The organism is Sulfitobacter sp. SK025, from assembly GCF_003352105.1.
Taxonomy (GTDB): Bacteria; Pseudomonadota; Alphaproteobacteria; order Rhodobacterales; family Rhodobacteraceae; genus Sulfitobacter; species Sulfitobacter pontiacus.
This window is the reverse complement of record NZ_CP025809.1, coordinates 337,243-355,000: the sequence shown is the minus strand read 5'-3', so window position 1 is coordinate 355,000 and position 17,758 is coordinate 337,243. Positions and strand designations below refer to the sequence as shown.

Annotated in this window: 12 protein-coding genes, 1 tRNA gene, 2 rRNA genes and 1 pseudogene (1 of these 16 cut by a window edge); 8 read left to right on the top strand and 8 right to left on the bottom strand. The window is 56.7% G+C overall.

What is annotated here, in order from left to right:
* From C1J04_RS16615 to dctP, 7 genes are all read left to right on the top strand, one after another.
* Positions 1–1,896: ribosomal RNA gene (locus tag C1J04_RS16615) — 23S ribosomal RNA — on the top strand (it extends 970 nt beyond the left edge of the window).
* Positions 1,897–2,079: 183 nt separating this feature from the next.
* A 5S ribosomal RNA gene (gene rrf, locus C1J04_RS16610) occupies positions 2,080–2,194 on the top strand.
* 70 nt (positions 2,195–2,264) lie between these two features.
* A tRNA-Met gene (locus tag C1J04_RS16605) sits at positions 2,265–2,341 on the top strand.
* Between the two features lie 139 nt (positions 2,342–2,480).
* Positions 2,481–3,059 carry an ImuA family protein gene (locus C1J04_RS16600; RefSeq protein WP_114865639.1) on the top strand — a complete coding sequence of 193 codons (579 nt, stop codon included), beginning with the start codon at positions 2,481–2,483 and terminating at the stop codon, positions 3,057–3,059.
* Positions 3,010–4,473 carry a Y-family DNA polymerase gene (locus tag C1J04_RS16595; RefSeq protein ID WP_174226636.1) on the top strand — a complete coding sequence of 488 codons (1,464 nt, stop codon included), beginning with the start codon at positions 3,010–3,012 and terminating at the stop codon, positions 4,471–4,473. The genes C1J04_RS16600 and C1J04_RS16595 overlap by 50 nt, the downstream gene beginning before the upstream one ends.
* A complete protein-coding gene (locus C1J04_RS16590; RefSeq protein WP_114865637.1) occupies positions 4,470–7,733 on the top strand; it encodes an error-prone DNA polymerase in 3,264 nt (1,087 codons plus the stop codon). The genes C1J04_RS16595 and C1J04_RS16590 overlap by 4 nt, the downstream gene beginning before the upstream one ends.
* A 197-nt stretch (positions 7,734–7,930) precedes the next feature.
* On the top strand, positions 7,931–8,584 hold the full coding sequence (gene dctP, locus C1J04_RS16585) for a TRAP transporter substrate-binding protein DctP (protein ID WP_254693870.1): 654 nt from the start codon (positions 7,931–7,933) through the stop codon (positions 8,582–8,584).
* Positions 8,585–8,631: 47 nt separating this feature from the next.
* On the opposite strand, the gene istB is transcribed toward dctP, so the two are convergent.
* From istB to C1J04_RS19620, 3 genes and pseudogenes are all read right to left on the bottom strand, one after another.
* Positions 8,632–9,396, bottom strand: coding sequence for an IS21-like element helper ATPase IstB (gene istB / locus C1J04_RS16580; RefSeq protein ID WP_114865258.1), 765 nt, complete (start codon positions 9,394–9,396; stop codon positions 8,632–8,634).
* On the bottom strand, positions 9,393–10,892 hold the full coding sequence (istA, locus tag C1J04_RS16575) for an IS21 family transposase (protein WP_114865661.1): 1,500 nt from the start codon (positions 10,890–10,892) through the stop codon (positions 9,393–9,395). Before istA ends, istB begins: the two co-directional genes overlap by 4 nt.
* A gap of 109 nt (positions 10,893–11,001) precedes the next feature.
* A pseudogene (locus C1J04_RS19620) lies at positions 11,002–11,599 on the bottom strand (transposase); the annotation flags it as partial.
* Between the two features lie 85 nt (positions 11,600–11,684).
* Here C1J04_RS19620 and C1J04_RS16560 point away from each other — a divergent pair.
* Positions 11,685–12,218, top strand: a complete 534-nt coding sequence (locus C1J04_RS16560) for a mechanosensitive ion channel family protein (protein WP_254693869.1) — start codon at positions 11,685–11,687, stop codon at positions 12,216–12,218.
* A 166-nt stretch (positions 12,219–12,384) separates the two neighbouring features.
* Here C1J04_RS16560 and wrbA read toward each other — a convergent pair whose 3' ends face one another.
* The 5 genes from wrbA to C1J04_RS16535 all read right to left on the bottom strand — a co-directional run bounded on the left by wrbA (position 12,385) and on the right by C1J04_RS16535 (position 17,708).
* Complete coding sequence (wrbA, locus tag C1J04_RS16555) at positions 12,385–12,975, bottom strand: NAD(P)H:quinone oxidoreductase type IV (RefSeq protein ID WP_114865633.1); 591 nt, start codon at positions 12,973–12,975, stop codon at positions 12,385–12,387.
* 126 nt (positions 12,976–13,101) lie between these two features.
* Positions 13,102–14,265 carry an HPP family protein gene (locus tag C1J04_RS16550; RefSeq protein ID WP_114865632.1) on the bottom strand — a complete coding sequence of 388 codons (1,164 nt, stop codon included), beginning with the start codon at positions 14,263–14,265 and terminating at the stop codon, positions 13,102–13,104.
* Positions 14,266–14,522: 257 nt separating this feature from the next.
* Positions 14,523–15,461, bottom strand: coding sequence for a DMT family transporter (locus C1J04_RS16545; RefSeq protein WP_114865631.1), 939 nt, complete (start codon positions 15,459–15,461; stop codon positions 14,523–14,525).
* Positions 15,462–15,969: 508 nt separating this feature from the next.
* Positions 15,970–16,725, bottom strand: coding sequence for an alpha/beta hydrolase (locus C1J04_RS16540; protein ID WP_162797848.1), 756 nt, complete (start codon positions 16,723–16,725; stop codon positions 15,970–15,972).
* An 86-nt stretch (positions 16,726–16,811) separates the two neighbouring features.
* Positions 16,812–17,708, bottom strand: a complete 897-nt coding sequence (locus C1J04_RS16535) for a LysR family transcriptional regulator (protein ID WP_114865629.1) — start codon at positions 17,706–17,708, stop codon at positions 16,812–16,814.
* Between the last annotated feature and the right edge of the window lie 50 nt (positions 17,709–17,758).

Here is a 17,758-nt window from a genome sequence, read left to right as displayed (position 1 = left end):
AACTCCGAATACCGAGGAGTACTAGATGGCAGACACACAGCGGATGCTAACGTCCGTTGTGAAGAGGGAAACAACCCTGACCTACAGCTAAGGCCCCTAATTCATGGCTAAGTGGGAAAGCAGGTGAGACGACCAAAACAACCAGGAGGTTGGCTTAGAAGCAGCCATCCTTTAAAGATAGCGTAACAGCTCACTGGTCTAAATAAGTTGTCTTGCGGCGAAGATGTAACGGGGCTCAAGCCATGAGCCGAAGCTTAGGATGCATTAATTGCATGGTAGCAGAGCGTAGTGTGACATAGTTCCATGTCTCCTTAGCCCTTCGGGGTATTGGAGACGCGGAGCTTTCTGTGAAGCCGGCGCGTGAGCGATCCGGTGGAGAGATCACTAGTGAGAATGATGACATGAGTAGCGACAAAGAGTGTGAGAGACACTCTCGCCGAAAATCCAAGGGTTCCTGCTTAAAGCTAATCTGAGCAGGGTAAGCCGACCCCTAAGGCGAGGCCGAAAGGCGTAGTCGATGGGAACCAGGTTAATATTCCTGGGCCAGATGGAAGTGACGGATCTCGAGGGTAGTTCATCCTTATCGGATTGAATGGGCTGCTTAGAGGTCCCTGGAAATAGCTCCATCGCTAGATCGTACCCTAAACCGACACAGGTGGATAGGTAGAGAATACCAAGGCGCTTGAGAGAACTATGTTGAAGGAACTCGGCAAAATACCTCCGTAAGTTCGCGAGAAGGAGGCCCGGTTCCTAGGCAACTAGGGGCTGGGGGCACAAACCAGGGGGTGGCGACTGTTTATTAAAAACACAGGGCTCTGCGAAGTCGTAAGACGACGTATAGGGTCTGACGCCTGCCCGGTGCCTGAAGGTTAAAAGGAGGAGTGAGAGCTCTGAATTGAAGCCCAGGTAAACGGCGGCCGTAACTATAACGGTCCTAAGGTAGCGAAATTCCTTGTCGGGTAAGTTCCGACCTGCACGAATGGCGTAACGACTTCCCCGCTGTCTCCAACATAGACTCAGCGAAATTGAATTACCGGTCAAGATGCCGGTTACCCGCGGTTAGACGGAAAGACCCCGTGCACCTTTACTACAACTTCACACTGGCATTAGGCCGAACATGTGCAGGATAGGTGGTGGGCTTTGAAGCGTGGACGCCAGTCTGCGTGGAGCCTCCCTTGAGATACCACCCTTGTTCTGCTTGATGTCTAACCGCGGTCCGTTATCCGGATCCGGGACCCTGTGTGGTGGGTAGTTTGACTGGGGCGGTCGCCTCCTAAATCGTAACGGAGGCGCGCGAAGGTTGGCTCAGAGCGGTCGGAAATCGCTCGTTGAGTGCAATGGCAGAAGCCAGCCTGACTGCGAGACTGACAAGTCGAGCAGAGTCGAAAGACGGCCATAGTGATCCGGTGGTCCCAAGTGGGAGGGCCATCGCTCAACGGATAAAAGGTACGCCGGGGATAACAGGCTGATACTGCCCAAGAGTCCATATCGACGGCAGTGTTTGGCACCTCGATGTCGGCTCATCTCATCCTGGGGCTGGAGCAGGTCCCAAGGGTACGGCTGTTCGCCGTTTAAAGAGGTACGTGAGCTGGGTTTAGAACGTCGTGAGACAGTTCGGTCCCTATCTTCCGTGGGTGTAGGATACTTGAGAGGAGTTGCCCCTAGTACGAGAGGACCGGGGTGAACGATCCACTGGTGGACCAGTTGTTATGCCAATAGCAGTGCTGGGTAGCTATGATCGGACAGGATAACCGCTGAAGGCATCTAAGCGGGAAGCCCCCCTCAAAACAAGGTATCCCTGAGAGCCGAGATAGACCATCTCGTCGATAGGCCAGAGATGTAAGCGTAGTAATACGTTCAGTTGACTGGTACTAATTGCTCGATAGGCTTGATTTGATCCAGTAGAAGAAAGACTTTCTACTCGGACAAAAGCATACACATACAATCAGTCGTACTGACTTGGACAAATCCTTACCCAGAATGGTGAGGTGGCGGGAACGCGCATCCTTCGGATACGCTCTCTCCCGCTTGTTGCTCTTTTGCCAATGGCAAAAGCAGCAACATAGAGGTTTTACTCGGTTTGGTGGTCATAGCGTAAGCAAAACACCCGATCCCATCCCGAACTCGGCAGTTAAGTGCTACTGCGCCAATGGTACTGCGTCTTAAGACGTGGGAGAGTAGGTCACCGCCAAACCTAGCAAAACCTCTACGTATCTCTCAAACGATGACAATTAATAAGCCAATACAATAACATTGGCCACAGCCGCGGGATGGAGCAGCCCGGTAGCTCGTCAGGCTCATAACCTGAAGGTCGTAGGTTCAAATCCTACTCCCGCAACCAAATACAAAAATACGATATAAAAAACGCCGCATGTGGCGTATCGCCCAACCGGGCGCTGGTCATGGCTGGATGAAAGTTCAGTGGCAGGTCAAGATGTCTTCAATGTGCATCTTTTGTTCCGTCTTGTATGATCTGAACCATGGCCGACTTCGAATCTCACTTTCCGCTCAAGAATACCCGCACCCATGAGGTTTGCGGGGCGTCTGCCTATGCTTTTGCATATGCATTGGCCGGTCAGGTCTGTGGCGCGAATGGCGGGGCCGCGCTTTGGGTGCGTGAGGCATGGCACGGCACGCAGATCAATCCGGTGGGGGGCGCGGCTTATCTTGATCCGTCGCAACTGCTGATCGCGCAGGCACCGCGTCATATCGATGTGCTCGCCTCGACCGAGGAGGCGTTGCGGTCGGGGCATGTGGCAGTGGTGATCGCAGAGCTCACACAGCCCATTGGGTTGACGGAAGGGCGGCGTTTGCAACTGGCTGCGCAAGAAGGCAACGCCACAGGGCTTTGCATTTTGCCTGAAGGAATGGGGAACAATGCCGCGCAGACCAGATGGCACTGCACCCCTGTTTTTGATGTGGGCAACACAGCCGAGGACTCGACTCTGCAAAATTGGAAACTTATAAAGAACAAATCAGGAACATTAGCGGCTTGGACTGTGAAGTGGAATGCGCAAACGCGTCGCATCAGTGTGGTTTCCCCGACTGCCCAGCGATAGGGTGCTGCGCGCGCGGACGCTTGAGGCCGCCACTAGCAATCGCCCTTTCGCGCTGGTGCAACACGCGAAAAATACCGACCGCATCTACTGTTTGAACCAAGCGGCAGAGGCGCAGGGGTTGCATCGTGGCATGGGGTTGTCAGATGCCCGTGCCTATTGCCCCGAGCTTTCCAGCGCAGCAGCCAATCCCCAAGAGGACGCGCGGTTTTTGCAATCACTTGCCCGGTGGAGCAAACGATACTGCCCTTGGGTGGGGGTGGATGGGAGGGATGGTTTGGTCCTGAACATCACCGGGTCAGTGCATCTGTTTGGCGGTGAGGCGGAAATGCTGGATGATATGCGTCACCGTCTTGCGCGTGCGGGGCTGAACGGGCGTATCGCGGCGGCCGATACCCGCGGGGCAGCTTGGGCGCGCACGCATTATGCCCGCAAGCCCGATGCGGATATCACTGCATTGCCCGTTGCTGCGCTGCGTCTTGACGAGAAAACTGACACGGCGTTGCAGCGGCTTGGTCTGCGGAAAATCTCGGACCTGTTGGCTTTGCCCCGCATGACAATCGCGCGTCGTTTCGGGCCGAATGTCATGTTGCGACTGGATCAGGCAATGGGCACCCAGGACGAGACGATCACACCGATTGGCGAGGCACCGCACTATGCTGTGCGCATGACTTTGCCCGAGCCGATCGGGCTGAGCGCTGATGTGATGGCGGGCACGAAAAGGTTGCTGGATCAGCTTTGCGACAAGTTGAAATGTCAGGCCATGGGGGCACGGCGATTGCAGTTAACGATGCGGCGGGTGGATCAGGGCGCGCAGCAAATCGAACTGCGTCTTGCGGCACCAATGCGCGATGCAATGCGTATTTTGCCCTTATTTGACCGGGGGGTCCGGACTGTGGATGCGGGCTTTGGCATCGACCAGTTACGGCTTGAAGCGACGCAGGTCGAAAACCTTGCCGACGCACAAATCACCGCAGCCACGGCTGCGCGCCCTGACGGGCTGGAGGATCTGATCACCCGTCTTGGTAACCGGATCGGGCTTGAAAACATTCAACGGTTTCTACCGGCAGACAGTCATATCCCCGAGCGGAGCTTTCAAATCGTACCAGCGGCCTACAGTACCGCCACGGGATCATGGTCCACGCTGCGGCCGCGCCCTTTGTGCCTGTTCCCGCCGGAACCTATCGCAGCCAGCGGGGCACGGCCGCCCGCACAGTTTCGCTGGCGTCGGATGTCGCTGACCACGGGGCGGGCGACAGGGCCTGAACGTATCGCCCCTGAATGGTGGCTACCCGATGACAACTGGCGGTCAGGTGTGCGGGATTATTGGAAAGTGGACACAACGCAGGGCCGGCGATTGTGGTTGTTTTATACGCCGCAAAACCCGAACTGGTTTGTGCAGGGTGAATTTCCATGAAGGCGCGAAACCCGTCTCTGGATCCCGGCTATGCGGAACTGTGTTGCACGTCTAACTTTACGTTCCTGCGGGGGGCATCCCACCCAGAGGAATTGGTCTCTCGGGCGGCCCAGTTGGGGCTGAACGCCTTGGCCATCACAGATCATAATTCGCTGGCCGGGGTCGTTCGGGCCTATTCCGCTCTGAAAGAGCTTCGGCGCGAGTTGGGGGCTGATGCGCCATTGCCAAGGCTTGTTATCGGGGCGCGGCTGATCTTGCGCGATAGCGATACCCATTGGGTCGCATTGCCCCACGATCGTGAAGCCTATGCGCGGTTGACGCGGTTATTGACCCTTGGCAAACGACGTGCCCCCAAAGGGGCCTGCTATCTGGACCTGCCTGATCTGGTTCAAGGCTGTGCGGGCATGAGCTTGATTGCCGTGCCGCAAGCGTCTTTGAAAAGCAGTCAGCCCGATATTGCGACGCTGAAAAAGCACTTTCCTGCGGATGTCTTTATCGGTGTCGCGCCGCGCTATGATGGCAGTGATCAACGCTATTTTGATGCCTGCGCCACCCTCGCGCATCGCACCGCAGCGCCGATGGTGGCCGTGGGGGATGTGTTGATGCACCACGGTGCGCGACGGCAGTTGGCTGATGTTCTGACCTGCCTGCGCCACAATATTACGATCGATCAAATCGGCACGCGTGCCTTACCCAACGCTGAAAAACGGCTCAAGCCTGAAGCTGATATGAAGCGCCTGTTCGCCCGTCACCCGGCGGCCTTGCGCCGCACGACACAGATCGCGGCAAAGTCCAGCTTTTGCCTGTCTGAACTCAGCTATGATTACCCGGACGAGATCGCAGACAATGAAACGCCCCAAGACCGTTTGGCGCGGTTGGCGTCAGAGGGGCTGAAGATCCGCTATCCCAAGGGGGCACCCGCGCGGGCGATTGCGCAAATGGAAAAAGAACTGGCGTTGGTCAAGACGCTCGATTTTCCGGCCTATTTCCTCACGGTGCATGACATCGTTCAATTCGCGCGCTCCAAGGGGATCTTGTGCCAAGGGCGGGGGTCCGCGGCCAATTCGATCTTGTGCTATCTGTTGGGCATCACCGACGTCAGCCCCGAGACGATTACCATGGTGGTGGAACGCTTTGTGTCAGAACATCGCGGAGAGCCGCCGGATATCGACGTCGATTTCGAACATGAACGCCGCGAAGAGGTCATCCAGCATATCTACGCCAAATACGGCCGGCACCGCGCCGGGCTTTGCGCCACAGTGATCCATTTCCGCTCGCGCGCGGCGATCTCCGAGGTGGGCAAGGTTATGGGCTTGTCCAAGGATGTCACGGCCAATCTCTCGGGGCAAATCTGGGGCACCAGCAATGGCGGGCCGGACCCCGAGCGCGTTAAACAACTCGGGCTTGATCTATCGGACCCGCGTCTGGCGCTGACCATCAAGCTGATTGGTGAAATCATCGGGTTTCCGCGACATCTGAGCCAGCATGTCGGCGGGTTTGTCATCACCAAGGGGCGATTGGATGAGCTTTGCCCTATCGAAAATGCCGCGATGGATGACCGCACGATCATCGAGTGGGACAAGGATGATATCGACGCTCTGAATATTCTGAAGGTCGATATCCTGTCGCTTGGAATGCTCACCTGTATCCGCAAAAGCTTTGATCTGATTGCACAACATGGGGGCAAAAAATACAGCATCGCCAGCATACCCCAAGATGATGCGCAAACCTATGACATGCTGTGCGTTGCGGACGCCATTGGTGTGTTTCAGGTGGAAAGCCGCGCGCAGATGAACTTTCTCCCGCGGATGAAGCCCCGTGAATTATATGATTTGGTGATCGAGGTGGCGATTGTGCGCCCCGGCCCCATCCAGGGCGGCATGGTACACCCCTATATCAATCGCAGGCAGGGGAACGAAGCCGTGGTTTTCCCCTCGAAAGAGCTGGAAGACGTGCTGGGCAAAACGCTTGGCGTGCCATTGTTCCAGGAACAAGCCATGCAGATCGCTGTGGTCGCAGCCGGGTTCCTGCCAAGCGAGGCAGACCAGCTGCGCCGTTCTATGGCGACCTTCAGGCGGATGGGTACGATTGGCCAACTTCGCGATAAATTCATCAATGGCATGTTGGCGCGAGGCTATGAAAAAGCTTTCGCCGAGAATTGCTTTTCCCAGATCGAGGGCTTTGGCGAATACGGTTTCCCTGAAAGCCATGCCGCTGCTTTTGCAATGCTTGCCTATGTATCGGCCTGGCTGAAATGCCACCATCCGGCAGCCTTTGCCTGCGGGTTGCTGAATGCGCAGCCTATGGGGTTTTATGCGCCCGCCCAGATCGTGCGCGATGCCCGCGAGCATCACATCGAAGTGCGCCCCGTCTGCGTCAACACAAGCGAATGGGACAACACGCTTGAAAAGCGCAGCGACGGGGCGCTGGCTTTGCGATTGGGGTTTCGCCAGATCAAAGGCTTTCGTGAAGAGGATGCAGGGTGGATCGTTGCCGCGCGTGGCAATGGCTATCCCGATCCCAAAGCTTTGTGGTTAAGGGCAGGGCTTTCGCCCGCGGTTCTGGAACGTTTGGCCGAAGCCGACGCCTATGCAGGGCTTGGCTTGGGACGACGCGACGCCTTGTGGGCGGTAAAAGCGATCAAAGGCAACGCGCCCTTGCCGTTGTTCAATGATAAGATAGAGGGCGAGGGCATTGCCGAACAGCCCGTCACCTTGCCCGCCATGCATTTAGGGCAGGAAGTGGTCGAGGATTACGTGGCCATGCGCCTGTCGCTGAAAGCCCACCCGATGGAACTGTTGCGCCCGGCCATGACGGGGCTGACAGCTCATGACGCGCTGCCCGAGGTGCCTTTGGGGCCTATGGCACAAAGGCCCATTTCTGTCTGCGGTCTGGTGATCACGCGGCAACGGCCCGGTACGGCGTCGGGTGTCGTTTTCCTGACGCTTGAGGATGAAACAGGTGTGTCAAATGTGGTGGTCTGGAAAAAGGTCTATGCACAGTTCCGCCGCGCGGTGATGACGGGGCGCTTGCTGCGCATCACCGGCCATGTACAACGCGAAGGTATCGTGGTGCATGTGATTGCGCATAGCATCGAAGACGTGTCGCACTATCTCAGCCGTCTCGGCCACCCGATGGATGATGCGGTAGGAATCACGCAACCCCAAGCCGACGACGCACCAAGATCCCGCACCCAACCCCGTGCCATGCACCCCCGCGATCAGGCCAAGCGCTTGTTCCCAAGCAGGGATTTCCACTAGTCGTGCGCTGAGCAGGGCGTCCCATGAGCGGGTGCGCATGATGTGTGCAAGCCTTCACGCCGCGCGAAAGTGCAGCCCTGTGGTCAGACCGTTGAGCATTCAAGAAAGCTTTTTCAATTATAGGCCCAGCCTATTTGCGTAGAAACGGCGATCCGTATTTCTTCTGTTCCAAATAATGCACAACAGGAGAGTCCAAAATGAAATCCCCCACCACATTGATCAAAGGCGGCCTGCTGGCGGCCAGCCTCATGGCCTTTGCGCCGCTTGCCGCCCTGGCTGATGACGTGTCGATCCGCCTTGGCCATGTTCTGCCGGAAAGCCACAGCTGGCACGTTGCCGCCACTGGTTTCGCCGAAGAGGTCAACAGCCGCACAGAAGGTCGCGTTGCGATCAAGGTCTTCCCCTCCGGCCAGCTTGGCAGCGAAAAGGAAGTGATCGAGGGGCTGCAATTCGGGTCGGTGCAGGCCGGACTGATCGGTTCCGGGTCGTTCCAGGGGATCGAGCCGCGCATGGGCATCATCGAGATGCCCTATGCCTGGGGCGCGCGGGATCAGGCCTTTGCCGCGCTGGATGGCGATCTGGGCGTTGCACTGGCCGATATGCTTGATGGCAAGGGGATCAAGGTTCTGGGCTGGTGGGAAAACGGTTTCCGCAACATCACCAACAACGTCCGCCCCGTTGAAAAGCCCGAAGACCTCGCCGGTCTGAAAATCCGTGTCACGCCCGACAAAGTGCGCTTGGCAACATTCGAAGGTCTGGGGTGTCAACGGCGGAGTAAAATTCGGCCATTGTGGCGGAGCAAAAGTCGGCCAGTTTGGGGCGAGCGCCTTGGAGCGTGCGCCCTCATATAGCAAGCCCGGTCCAAGGCGCATTGGCCGTCAGGCCAATTCTGTGAGGTTCATTTGTTAGCGGCGGCGAGGCGGGCGCGGCTTTGATTGAGGCGGTAGCTTTCGCCGTTCATCTCGAGGATGTTGACGTGGTGTGTCAGCCGGTCCAGCAGCGCGCCGGTCAGGCGTTCGGTGCTGAAGGTTTCGGTCCACTCCTCGAAGGGCAGGTTGCTTGTGATCAGGGTCGACCCTCGCTCGTAGCGCTGTGAGATCAGCTCGAACAGAAGCTCGGCGCCGGTTTTGCTCAAGGGGACGAATCCCAGCTCGTCGATGATCAGCAGTTTGACCTTGGCGAGTTTGCGCTGGAGTTGCAGGAGGCGTTTTTCGTCGCGGGCCTCCATCATCTCGTGCACGAGGGCTGCGGCGGTCACGAAGGCGACAGGCAATCCTTTCTGGCAGGCAGCCAGTCCCAGCCCGAGGGCGACATGGGTCTTGCCGGTGCCGGAGGGACCGAGCGCGATCACATTCTCCTTGCGTTCGATCCATTCGCAGCGCGCCAGCTCCAGCACCATCATCTTGTTGAGCGACGGGATCGCCTTGAAGTCGAAGCTGTCCAGGCTTTTGATGGTCGAAAACTTTGCGGCCTTGATCCGGCGTTCCACCATGCGCCGTTCCCGGTCGATCAGTTCCAGCTCGGTCAGCCGGGCCAGGTAACGCACGTGATCTACGCCTTCAGCGGCGCAGATACGGGCCTGCTTGTCATGTTCATGCAAGAACGTGGGCAGCCGAAGCGTTTTGAGATGGTGGGCCAGCAGCAGTTCGGGTGCATCCGTCATGCCCCACCTCCTGCCAGCAGGCTCATGTAGGATGCGGCGGAGGTGGTGGTGATGTTGGTTCTGGGCAGGAAGGGATAGACATCCAGATCCAGCCTCGGAGGCCTTTGCTCGACCCTGCACAAGATCAGGTGCTTGATTGCATCGAAGCTGACCGCTCCCATTCGCAGGGCATCTTTGACGGCAAGATGCAGCACGTCAATCTCGAAGCGCTCCAGAAGGCGCAGGACCTGCACATACTCGCGCTTGCCGGCCTTTCCCTGCCGGGCTTCCAGCAGTCGGCGCAGGGTTTTGAACGCTTCGGGCAACTCCCAGCCCTGCAGAGGCGCGGCCTGATCGAAGGACATGATCTTGCGTTCGATCAGCGCCAGGTAATGCAGTGGATCAAACACCATGTCGCCGGTGTCATAGGAGCGCGAATGCTCAGCGATCACCTCGGCGCCGCAGCCGATAACAACCCGGGTCACGAAGCCCTTGATCCAGACCGCACGGTGGCCGTAGGCAACCGGCACCGAGTAATCATTGCCGCGATAACGCACCACCGATGTCGATGTGACCTGGCCACTTTGCAACTCACAAGCCTCAAAGGGGGTGCCGGGCAAATCCCGCATCGCCGCGAGATCGGCCTTCAGCCGTTCCCTGATGCTGACCTTGTGGCCACGCAGAACATCACCCTGGCGCTTGCGGCACTGCTTTTCCAGGTGAGCGTTGAACGCGTGCCAGTCCGGAAAGGACGGGATCGGCACCATGAAGTTGCGACGTCCGTAGCCGACCAGCCCCTCCACGGCCCCTTTGTCATTGCCCTTGCCGGGACGGCCATAGCGGTCCCGGATCACGTAATGCGACAACATCGCGCTGAACCGCTGGGTTCTTTGCCGGGAGCCATCCGGCAGAATCCGGGCTACCAGGCAGCGGTCATTGTCATAAAGAACCGACTGGGGAACCGCGCCGAAGAACGCAAAGGCATGGACATGGCCGTCAAGCCACGCCTCGGTATTGGCCGCAGGATAGGCCCGGATGTAGCATGCGTCGCTGTGCGGCAGATCGAGGGCAAAGAAGTGTGCCTTCTGCTCGACGCCGCCGATCACGACAAGCGCTTCACCAAAATCGGCCTGTGCATGACCGGGCGGATGGCTCAGCGGCACGAACATCTCCTTGCCGGTCCGCTTCCGGTCTCGAACGTAATCCTTGACGATGGTGTAGCTGCCATCAAAACCGCACTCGTCCCGCAACCGCTCGAAAATACGCTTGGCGGTGTGACGCTGCTTGCGAGGGCGGCTCCTGTCTTCAGCAAGCCATTGGTCCATCTGGCTGGTGAACGCATCCAGCTTCGGGCGCCTGATCGGCGCTGTCCGCCGATATCCAGGCGGTTCCGAATAGGCCAACATCTTCGCAACACTGTCCCGGCTGATCCCAAAATCCCGGGCAATCTGACGCCCGCTCAATCCATCCTGGAAATGAGCGTGACGCACCTTCAAATACAAGTCCACGGTGTATATCCCCAAGCCCTCCCGAAATCCGAAAGGGCAAAAGTGGACGACTTTTACGCCGCCCGCGACAACACTATGCCGTCGCTACCGTGGCCGAGTATTGCTCCGCCGTTCACACATGCTCAATCTGAAGCTCGCGGATGTCGCGCTGCAGGGCTTCACGCTCACGCTCCAACTCTTCAAGCTCTGGGGGAAGGGCACTCTTATTGCGTTTCATCATGTCAGGAGCCTCCGGGCCAAGGATCTGTGTTTTCCAAGCATAGAGCGTCGGCCGACTAACTCCGAACTTTTCAGCTAGGGCCCGGGCACTTTCTTGACGGCTATATAGCCCGACCACAGCAGCCTGCTTCACGGCGTCAGAGTGGTTGCCAGGGCCATATGCCGCGTTGGGGGGCCGGCTTCATGTCAGGAAAGGCCTCGTGTACCCAATCCGTCATTGCGGCTCGGCCTGGATAGCCTAAAGCACGCAGCGTTCATGAGATGCAGCGGCCATGGGTTGCATAATGTTCTAACGCCACCTGCTTGTGTGTAGTCGAAAACTTAGGCGGGCGCGGTGCCGATTTTACAGGCAAGTCCTGCAGACGCTGGTATTCTCGATGCCACCCTTTCAGGGCGTTCTTCGTTGGATACCCCAACTCACGGATGGTGGCCTGCACGCGCTTGCCGAGCTTGATATAAAGCTTAACCGCGCGCAGTCGTTCTTCGTAGCTGTACATGGACTATCTCCAAGATAGTCCAACTTTTCGTCCGCACCCCCGCCGGGTCAGTTCTCGGTGACAATCAACAGCCATCCGCCACGTCGTGGCGGATACGCTGTCCGGCATAGCTTTGGCGATGGAGGCTCCGTTTCGGATTGGCGACTGGGTGGATATTGACACGCTGGCGCAGGCTAAAGTCATCGAGATCGGCTGGCGCACAACTCGGCTGCAGACGCCCGATGCAACCTATATGATCCTGCCCAACAGTCAGATTTCACGCCAGCGCATCACAAATTATTCGGCCCCAAAACGTGATTTCCGCTTGCAAGTGAGCATTACTTTGGACCACGTTCTTCCGATTGGAAAAGCACGCGACATCATGTTGTCAGCGCTGAGTAATGCAAAATTGATCCAGCAAGAACCCAAGCCTGACATTCGTGTGCAGTCTTACGAGGAAAACGGTATTTGCTACACCGTGCGCTACTGGGTGCCAAAGTTTGAACTGGCGGTTGACTGTCGTGACGAGGTTTTCAGTCTCATTGACGAAGCCTTGCGTGATGCCGGAAGCATTGCACCGTATAGACGGATACAACTGATCAACGCTCCGTTGAGAACGGACGCGGATCAGCCTGAGTAAAAATGCACGTCGTGACTGCACCCATACGCAGTAGAAGCTAAGAGTTTAAAAGAGCCTCAGGCTGACACCTCGGTCGATTGCCAAATTCCGCTGAACCCATCAAGGCCGGTGCCCGCTCGGCCAGCTCGCTTGGGTCGAAAGGGAGGCCGAGACTTTTGCTGAACCGTCAGGCCAGTTTTTCTGCAACTTCCACGAGGCGGCGGGTCTGATGACTGATAGCGGATTTCACGTCGTCAGTGAACTCTGCACCCTGCGTGTGACTATAGCCGTAAGGGTTGCCCCCTGTCTTGAACAGGACCTCATTGGTGTAACCCGGTGCCACAACAAACCCGCCCCAGTGCATGGCGGTCGTGTAAAGTGAGCTGAGGGTCGTTTCCTGACCGCCATGGGCATTCTGCGCGGATGTCATCGCCGAGATCGGTTTGTCGGCGAGGCCACCTTTGGCCCAGAGACCGCCAAGTGTGTCGATAAAAGCGCGCATCTGACTGGCCATGACGCCAAAGCGGGTGCCGGCGGAGATCAGGTAGGCGTTTGCCCATTCCATATCGTCTGCGGTTGCCTCCGGAACATCTGCTGTGGCTTCGTGATGCGCTTTCCATGCGTCCTGGCTGTTGATTGCCTCGTCTGGAGCCGTCTCGCGTGCCTTAAGCAGACGCACCTCGGCCCCGGCGGATTTTGCAGCTTCGGCGGCGATGGTCGCCATCTGATGGTTAGTGCCATAACTGGAATAATAGACGATTGCGAGTTTGACTGTCATTTTGGCCATCCTTCGGCTTAGTGTGTAAAAGTAGATGCAGGACCATGTCCCAAACGTGTTGCTGGTCTTGACCTAGTGCAAATTTGCTACGCGTCACGGGGTCGCCGGTTTTCAGCGTTCAGACACCTAGTCATTGGCGGCCGATGCAGTGCCGCGCGCCGCGCTACGTGCCAAGGCAGCGATCAAATCTGTGCGGGTGACAATACCAACGATTTTACCGTACTCGATGATGGGCACTGCATCTGTGTCACCATCAGCCATCATGGGAATCAAGGCTCCAATCGGCGTGCTTGTCGTTGCCCGTGGCCCTGCCACGCTCATGATGTATTCCGCTGTTATCGGTTTGTCTCGTTCTCGATCTAGCAGCCTTCGTAGGGCTTCGACATAGCTACGGTTGTGGCGCATTGCAAAAGCGCGAACTTGGTTGATGAGGTGCATTTGAAAAATTACACCAATGAAGGTTCCATCCCCTTTGACTACGGGAAGGGCGGTGAAACGGTGCTTTCGAAATAGGTCGGCGATATCTTTCATCGCTGTTTTCGGGCCGACGGTAACGAGGTTGCGCGACATTATTTCTTGGGCCGTTGACACACCCGAGGTCTGGGCTGCCGCTTGAAGTTCGGCTGCGCCGATCAATCTGGCCAGGTCTTCCACACCCAAGTTAAAGGATTGGCTGTAACGTTCGAGAATATCTTCCAAAGCGTCTTCGGAAAGACCCAGTCGCTCTGTCGGATTGAGATCTGCGGTCCCATGTGCGCTTGGGTCTTCAAACTGCCTAAATGGGTAATGACGACCGGTTAGCCGTGCGTAGATCGCCGCCAGCATGACAAGCGCAACCGTACCAAGCCCTATCGGTGCCAGAGCAAAACAAAAGCCCATATCCGCAATTGCGTCGGGGGACATGGCCGCGGTCATAGCAACCGCACCAGCCGGAGGGTGAACCGCGCGACACAGAATGGTTGCCGTAATTGCCAGCCCTACAGCCAAAGCGACCCGTAATGCGGGGTCACCAACTGAAAGGCAGACAGCGACACCCACAAGTGCGGCGACCATGTTGCCAACAATGGCAGACCAAGGTTGCGCTAGCGGACTATTCGGTACCGCGAATAAAAGTACCGAAGAGGCCCCGAAAGGTGCCACGAGATATAGCCCAAGTTCGGTGTCGATCTGGGGGGACAGCAGAAAAAGTCCTACCAACCCCAGTCCTACAAAAGCGCCAAACCCCGCGCGAAAGGCTTCAACGCTTGAAACCCGTGCGACGGCAGGGGCCAGTGACTTAACTAAATGCAATTTATCGCCTCCGACGGACTATGCGTAACGTCTCAGTACTTCGTCGCAGGATCAACCGGCAGTTTGCACAAAAACGGGCACTGACCCTAAACGGGTGCCAGATATAGAGCGCCGCTTCCGTTTGATATACCTTTGCATAACACGACCGTTCCGGGCGAGCTTATCTTGACGTAGGGTCGGCGTGTAGCCAAATCCGTCAGACGTTAGGATAACCGACCGGATTATCTACGGATCAGAGGTCGGCATATCGGTTCAGGCTAGCGATCGCGCCGCGTCTGAGTGCGTCGCACAGGCATGTTTGCGCGACGTTCCCGATGAAAGACGTACATGCCGGAGCCAAGAATGACGAACGTACCCAAAATAGTGATTTCATCGGGGACGTCACCAAACGCTAGAAAGCCAATCAATGTTGCGCCGAGAATTTCAAGATACTGGAATGGAGCCAATACGCTCGCTTCAGCTTGACTAAAGGCATAGGCAATTAGCAAGAACGTCGCTGCGGCTAGCACACCAGCGCCGGACAAGCCGAGCGCAATTTGCAGCGTAATCACCTCGATCATCGCGAAAAGGTCTGTTGTTGTCAGCATGATGATCGACAATGTGATGCTGGCGAAAACAGCTGAACCCAGCTGAAAACTAAGTGCAGACGCCACCCTCGTCGCACGGCGCGTGACGATCATGTTCAAGGCATAGGCTACGGCTGCGACCACGGGGAGGAAAACTGATGGCCCGAAGGTGGCAAAGTTCGGCCTTAGAATTAAGAGAACCCCAAGCATACCGACTGCGATGGCGACATATCGATGCGGGCCAGGTTTTTCCCCCAGCATAAAGCCCGCAAGAAGGGTGAGTAGTAAAGGTTCAACAAAAAAGATCGCAATGGCTGTGGCTATTGGCATAGTTTTGAAAGCTGCAATCAAACCGAGACTGACCACCGCAACACATTGCCCAGACATGAAAGACCATATGGAAAATGCCCGTCCGCTCAAGCGGCGGCGCATCACCAAAAATGCGCTTGCGAGTAATCCTGCCTGAATTATTGCGCGGAAAAATGCGATCTGAGCCGGGGCCAAGGTGCTCGTCAAAGATTTGGTAACCGCATCTCCCATAGGTAGAAGAAGCATTGCCAGCGACATGGCCATCATGCCCACAATCGAGGTGGACGGTTTATGCAGGGTAATCTGAGTAATTGCAGACATCACGAACTCCTTCGACGCAGTTTACGCTGCCTCTAAAGATCCGGGCGTTCAGGAATGGAACAAGAGGACGCATCGCGACGCCATCGCGAGCAGAAGATCACTTAGGATAAGGGAAGCTTTGTTGTCAACGGTGAAACACTCCCGCAAATCATGGGGACCAAAGGAAGAGGTGGCGGCTTGTTTGCACGGTTTTGAGCTACATTTTAAGCGGGTTTCCCCTCGGCTACGCCGCGGCGGAGATTGATTGTGATGTGTGATATGCCTGAGCATCCGCCTGCAGGAAGGGGTAATTCCATGTGCGGGTCATCAACCCGACGCATCACCTTAAGCGTCGCTGCGCTGGTCGAACTGCCCTACTAAGAAGTCGTTTCCAAAGAAAAGTCGCAGTATTTTACTAATATACACCAAAAACTTGACGGATTTCACCAAATATCAACGACCTATAAGGCTCGGCATCAACATCCAATCGTAGTTGCCACACTGCGGAAGCCGACAGTTATTGCACGATCTACCTTGATGAAAAGGTCAGGAAATCAGCGATCCTCGTGGCGATCAGCATACGATCATAATCCAATGTTGCGACATGATATGAGCGTTCCAACCAGCGAAGTTGAATATCGGCCGATCCCACCAAAGTCGCAATGCGATGACCGTTATCAGGATCCACGACATTGTCCCGTCGCGATTGCAGGATGAGCACTGGCTGTTGGATAAGCGGCAGCAAAGCGCCGGTTGTGTTCGTTAGCAGAAAACGCTCTTTCAGCGTGTCTCTCGGAATTTGATCATAGCATATTTCAGACATACCCGGCTCGGCGATATCCGATCCTATCCCCGCAACGAACTCCTGCCCGTCGGTGTCATAAAGCGGTGCTACGACCTCGGGCCGATAGAGGCCGGTCGATCCATTGATGCTGACAACGCCATGTATTTTGCTTGGCATCCGCGCAGCGAGGTTGAGCGATAAAGTGGCACCCAAAGAAAGCCCACCCACAATGATACGATCACATCGGGACGACAGGGTTTCCAACGCCGCTTCTGCGGATGCCACCCAATCGCGATGGCCCGTCTGAGCCAGGGCGCTAGGGGTCTTGCCATGGCCGACCAGCAGCGGACAATGCACAGTAACACCGCTCAGCGAATGTACGTGCTGCGCTACGTCGCGTACGCTTTGGGGGGTGCTTGTAAAGCCGTGAAAAAAGAGAAAGCCTACATCGCTGCCTTCGAGAAGGAAGGGCTGCGCCTCGGGCGCATCGAAGCGATTCATTGGGGCTTGTTTCATATTTGCATACATTCGCGCTATCACCCCGCTAAGCAAATAGACTTGCGGTATCGTCCGATAACTGGACGTGATCAAGCGAGTTGAGGAAAGTGGTTGCGAAACTGGCGCAGAAGGCTGGTATCGGCTTTGGTGCTCCAGGCCATAGAGATCGTTGCTTCTGCGTCCAGACCGTCAATCAGTGCAAGTTCCAGTGCGGCAGGAAGACTGTCGGCCATGCTCATAGGGAAAAACGTAACCCCGCGGCGCTCGGCCACGCGTTGCAATATCACCTGAACGTCCCAAGCCTCATCGACAACCACCGTGCTAAGGTTGGCCCGATCACAAGCGCTGTCGAGAAGCGCGCGCCAAGAACGCCAGTTCTCGCGCAGGCCCATAACAAAAGGCACGCCGTCCAAGTCCTTGACCCCTGCAGGTGCCTCTCCAGCAGGGGTAACGATACCGATGGACGAGCTCCAGACCGGCATCTGGTCAATCCCAGGAGCACCTACCGTAGGATGGGACAGCAGAAATCCAAGGTCGATCACGCCAGACTTCAAGTTTTTCAGCATGTTATCGGTAGACATCACATGCATCTCGACCTGCACCCCGGGGATACTACGATGAAAAGCGTCGAGTGCTTCGGAAATTTGGCGTGAAGCTGCGAGCGCGGAATATCCGACGATGATATGCCCGCGCGCACCCGCTGCATTTTGTCTTGATGCCCGGATCGTCCGCTCGAACTGCGCCACCGTCTGGCGCGCGTCATCAAGAAAGACTACCCCCTCGGGCGTAGGCACCACACGCGGCCCACTTCGATCGAAAATCCGGAAACCAAGATCAACCTCGGTGTCTTTCACCGCTTTCGAAATGGCTGGTTGCGCGATATTGAGCAGTTCAGCCGCCGCTCTGAACCCTTGCGCATCTGCCACGGCCAAGGCGTATCGCAGATGACGAAGGTCTAAGCGGGTGGGTTTCCTGCTGTCGTGCATTCACATGCTCCATGGTGATCGCGTTTCGCTATCACTCGATCAGCCATCGC

Coding starts and splice junctions, on each gene's coding strand:
- C1J04_RS16535 (WP_114865629.1), bottom strand. CDS start 17,708: ATGCACGACAGCAGGAAACCCACCCGCTTAGACCTTCGTCATCTGCGA.
- C1J04_RS16590 (WP_114865637.1), top strand. CDS start 4,470: ATGAAGGCGCGAAACCCGTCTCTGGATCCCGGCTATGCGGAACTGTGT.
- wrbA (WP_114865633.1), bottom strand. CDS start 12,975: ATGACAGTCAAACTCGCAATCGTCTATTATTCCAGTTATGGCACTAAC.
- C1J04_RS16595 (WP_174226636.1), top strand. CDS start 3,010: ATGCGCAAACGCGTCGCATCAGTGTGGTTTCCCCGACTGCCCAGCGAT.
- istB (WP_114865258.1), bottom strand. CDS start 9,396: ATGACGGATGCACCCGAACTGCTGCTGGCCCACCATCTCAAAACGCTT.
- C1J04_RS16600 (WP_114865639.1), top strand. CDS start 2,481: ATGGCCGACTTCGAATCTCACTTTCCGCTCAAGAATACCCGCACCCAT.
- C1J04_RS16540 (WP_162797848.1), bottom strand. CDS start 16,725: ATGAATCGCTTCGATGCGCCCGAGGCGCAGCCCTTCCTTCTCGAAGGC.
- C1J04_RS16545 (WP_114865631.1), bottom strand. CDS start 15,461: ATGTCTGCAATTACTCAGATTACCCTGCATAAACCGTCCACCTCGATT.
- dctP (WP_254693870.1), top strand. CDS start 7,931: ATGAAATCCCCCACCACATTGATCAAAGGCGGCCTGCTGGCGGCCAGC.